The sequence below is a fragment of the Bradyrhizobium sp. genome, from assembly GCF_049581145.1.
Taxonomy (GTDB): Bacteria; Pseudomonadota; Alphaproteobacteria; order Rhizobiales; family Xanthobacteraceae; genus Bradyrhizobium.
Genome location: NZ_JBAURI010000585.1, coordinates 1 through 3403 on the forward strand (window position 1 = coordinate 1; position 3403 = coordinate 3403).

A 3403-nucleotide genomic window follows, 5' to 3' on the forward strand; every position below is an offset into this window, starting at 1 on the left:
CGAACGGACCGAGCCGTGTGAACTCCGGATCCAGTATGGTGCCGACGCGCAGCGTTCGGCGCTGCGACGCTCTGAGCGCATTGGCCGCCGTTCCGAAATCGAGCGCCGCGGCGACCGCCTTGTGCGCCAGCGGCAGCAGCGCGGCCCCCGCCTCGGTCAGCGTAAAGCCGCCCGGCGTCCGGTTGAAAAGCTGCAGGCCGGTGCTTTCCTCGAGCGCCTTGAGCTGCAGGCTGACGGCTGGCTGAGTCAAATGCAGCAGCGCTGCGGCGCGGGAAACCGTGCCTTCCCGCGCCACCGTGATGAAGCAACGCAGGGCCTGGGGCCGCGGAAAGTCACTCATTAGAAAACCTTATAATCGATTTCCAACAACTCATTAGACAGCAGGCACCCTTTTAGGTCACAAGTGCTGCCGGATAAAACTCTGCGTTGCCGGCCGTCGCCAAGTCGAGCTCCAGCGGTGATGCGCGTTTTTGAGGGCTGTGCGGAAAAACTGGCCGAACGAATGTCTCGCCTGAAATCGCGCAAACGTGTCCGAAGCGTTACATTGATACTATTTGTCGCCCTCATGGCGGAGATGTGTTCGCGGGCCGGCGCCGAAGTCTTTCCTGACCGGCCTGTCGAACTGGTGGTGCCTGCGGGACCCGGCAGCAGCACCGACACCATCATGCGATCACTCGCGCAGGTCGCGGCCCCTCTGCTGGGTCAGTCCATCGTGATTCTGAACAAGCCGGGCGCGAGCGGCACGATCGGCGTCGGCTATGTCACGCGATCGAAAGCGGACGGCTACACGATCGCCGGGGTACCGAGCGGCGCGATCACGATGGCCCCGCATGTCGCGGCGCCGGGCTTTGCCGCAAGTGACTACCGGATCGTTGCGATGATCACGCAAGCGGCGGGCGTGCTGTGCGTTCATCCGGGTTTCCCTGCCGGCAATGCCGCGGAGTTCCTGGGCGAACTGCGCAGCAATCCCGACAAATACACCTACGGCTCCGACGGCGTGGGCGCCTTCGTGCAGTTCTCGACGACGCGGATCTTCGAGCCGGAAGGAATCCGTCAGCGCATCATTCCCTATTCGGGAGCCGATCAGACGCTGGCCGCGTTCATGTCGGAGACGATCGACATCTATGGCGGGGCCATTGCCACCATCGCGCCTCTTGTCGCCGAAGGAAAAGCCAAGTGCCTGTTGCTGACGACGGCACGGCGATGCGCGGCGCTTCCCGATGTCGAAAGCCTGTCCGACGTGAACATGCCGCAAGCGCAGACGCTATTGTGGCGCGCCGTGATCGCGCCGCGCGGCCTGGCGCAGGATCGCTTCGATAAACTCCGCGAGGTCTTCACGAAGGCCGCGATGAGCCCGGAATTCAAGGCCATGGCCGAGCGGCGCGGCGAAGAGGTCTGGACCGTCAGCGCCGACGATGCAGCCAGATTTGCGCAAGATGAATATGTCGGGATGGAGCGGCTCGCAAGACAGCTCCATCTGAAACAGAACTGAGGGGAGGCGGGCCATGCCGACCCTCAAGGGCAGCGACGGCGCGACGCTGCACTACCAGGTCCATGACTACACCGATCGCTGGCGCAAGGCCCACAGCATCATCCTGATCCACGGCTTCGCGCGATCGGGCGAATTCTGGTTCAACATCGTTCCCTATCTGGCAAGGTTCTATCGTGTGATCTGTCCGGATCTGAGGGGACTGGGACAATCGCGGCCGCTGCATGATCCGCACGGCTCCATCTCGCTCAAGACCTATCTGGCCGACATCGATGCGATTGCCGATCACGCCGGCGCCGAGACGTTCCATCTTGCAGGCGAGGCGATCGGCGGCGCGATCACGCTGATCTACGCCGCCGAGCGGCCGGGGCGGGTGCGCACGCTCTGCGTTCTCGCGCCGGCGCTCTGGGCCAATGACTGGATCCGCAGCGCCTATGCGGTCGGCTTTCCAAGCTGGGTTGAAGCGCTGCGGACGCTCGGTGTCGAAGGCTGGGTGCGCAAGTCGAATACGCTGGCGAGATTTCCCGAAGGCTTCGATCCCGCGTTCATGGATTGGTACGCCAGCGAAGTCGGCAAGGCGGATGTCGACGTGGTCACGGCCATGGTGGACTTCGCAGGCTCGGTGAACGCAAGACCCTATCTCGACAAGATCGCGGCGCCGGTGCTCGCGCTCTATCCGACCGGCAGCAAGATCTCATCCGCCGACCAGGAAGCCGCGCTGCGCGAACACATCGCTTCCTTGCGCGTCACGCATCTGAACACGCCTCATGCGATGCTCGGATTGCTGCAGCCGGCGGCCTGCGCCGGCCAGATGCTGAATTTCGCCTCCATCAACGATGGAATCGTTTGCCACGAGTGAGCTTCCTCCGCCCCGTCCTCCAACCCGCACTGGCTAGCCATGACAAAATCCTCCGACGCGCAAACCTCTCTCGAAGATGCCGACACCGCGAGAACGTACCGGCAGCTCAGCCTGGTGAAGGCCCTGTTCCGGATCGACGATCCGGAGCTGGAGCGGGCCCTGGCCGTCATCGTCGATCGCCTGGCCGCGGCGGCCGGGGACGACGCGCCGTCAGCCATGGCGGGCGGTTCGGGGCCGGGATCGCCACATGAATGATGCCTCGCGCGCAAGTGCTCTCGTTGCTCCACGCTACTGCGAAAAGTCGTTGATCTTCCGCAGCCAACCGCGCGCATCCGGCAGCACCTCGGGGAGCACGGCCTTGACCTGTTCGACGGTCATGCCGGCCTTGACGCGGGGATCGTAGAACAGATTGATGATGCACTGGCAAAGACCGGCCTGACGCCGACATTCGCGTCCTCGTTGCTCCCGGCCATGGCGATGTCGAGATGCCGGACGCGGCAGGGGATATCGGTTAGCCGTCGCCAATTGCGCCGCGCGATCTGCGCGGTTGCCGAGGGGGGAACACCCGCACCGGCCGGTCATATTTGCGGATGCGATCGACCCAGCCGGTGATGTGGTATTCGGCGCCGATAGCGGTTTTCAGGAAGCCGTCAACGATCTCGGCATCGCTGAAAGCCTTCTTTTCGGCGCGCTGCGCGAGGCGATGGCGGCAGATATCGGTTGCCGCCGATGAAGGCCGCACGATGTCACCGAGCACAACGGCGGCCGCAGCAAATCTATGATCGGCAGCATTTTCCGAACAAGCCGGCTAAGGGCCTGCCGAACACCTGCAAAGAGCCAACGTTCACCGTCCTGCAACGCCCGTGATCGGATGTTGCGCGCAAGGCGCGATCACGCTCCCGAATGAAGCGCGCGAGCTAGTTCTTCACGATCACGGTGGCGCCGACGGCAACCCGGCCGTAGAGATCGGTAACGTCCTCATTGGTCATGCGGAAGCAGCCCGAGGACACCGCTTGACCGATCGTCTCCGGCTCGTTGGAGCCGTGAATGCGATA

Annotated in this window: 5 protein-coding genes and 1 pseudogene; 3 read left to right on the forward strand and 3 right to left on the reverse strand. The window is 63.7% G+C overall.

Going from position 1 to position 3403, the window contains the following annotated elements; all coding sequences use genetic code 11:
• Positions 1 to 340 (reverse strand): LysR family transcriptional regulator (locus WCB02_RS19345; protein WP_423960476.1); only part of this gene is annotated, 340 nt, incomplete at its 3' end.
• Between the two features lie 225 nt (positions 341 to 565).
• On the opposite strand from WCB02_RS19345, the gene WCB02_RS19350 reads away from it, so the two are divergent.
• Genes WCB02_RS19350 through WCB02_RS19360 form a run of 3 tightly spaced genes read left to right on the forward strand, consistent with a single transcriptional unit; the run spans position 566 to position 2603 of the window.
• A complete protein-coding gene (locus tag WCB02_RS19350) occupies positions 566 to 1492 on the forward strand; it encodes a tripartite tricarboxylate transporter substrate binding protein (RefSeq protein ID WP_423960479.1) in 927 nt (308 codons plus the stop codon).
• A 13-nt stretch (positions 1493 to 1505) separates the two neighbouring features.
• Positions 1506 to 2348 carry an alpha/beta fold hydrolase gene (locus WCB02_RS19355; protein WP_423960480.1) on the forward strand — a complete coding sequence of 281 codons (843 nt, stop codon included), beginning with the start codon at positions 1506 to 1508 and terminating at the stop codon, positions 2346 to 2348.
• 39 nt (positions 2349 to 2387) lie between these two features.
• Positions 2388 to 2603: a hypothetical protein gene (locus WCB02_RS19360; RefSeq protein WP_423960482.1), complete on the forward strand. Its 216-nt coding sequence runs from the start codon at positions 2388 to 2390 to the stop codon at positions 2601 to 2603.
• A gap of 33 nt (positions 2604 to 2636) precedes the next feature.
• On the opposite strand, the pseudogene WCB02_RS19365 reads toward WCB02_RS19360, so the two are convergent.
• Together WCB02_RS19365 and WCB02_RS19370 are read right to left on the reverse strand one after the other, a co-directional pair.
• Positions 2637 to 3093 (reverse strand): annotated as a pseudogene (locus tag WCB02_RS19365) (DUF2927 domain-containing protein).
• Positions 3094 to 3265: 172 nt separating this feature from the next.
• Positions 3266 to 3403, reverse strand: a 138-nt coding sequence (locus WCB02_RS19370) for a L,D-transpeptidase (protein ID WP_423960484.1), incomplete at its 5' end; no start/stop codon positions are given.

What these genes read in the sequence shown, in the direction of transcription:
- WCB02_RS19360 (WP_423960482.1), top strand. Translation starts at nt 2,388, where the DNA reads ATGACAAAATCCTCCGACGCGCAAACCTCTCTCGAAGATGCCGACACC.
- WCB02_RS19355 (WP_423960480.1), top strand. Translation starts at nt 1,506, where the DNA reads ATGCCGACCCTCAAGGGCAGCGACGGCGCGACGCTGCACTACCAGGTC.
- WCB02_RS19350 (WP_423960479.1), top strand. Translation starts at nt 566, where the DNA reads ATGGCGGAGATGTGTTCGCGGGCCGGCGCCGAAGTCTTTCCTGACCGG.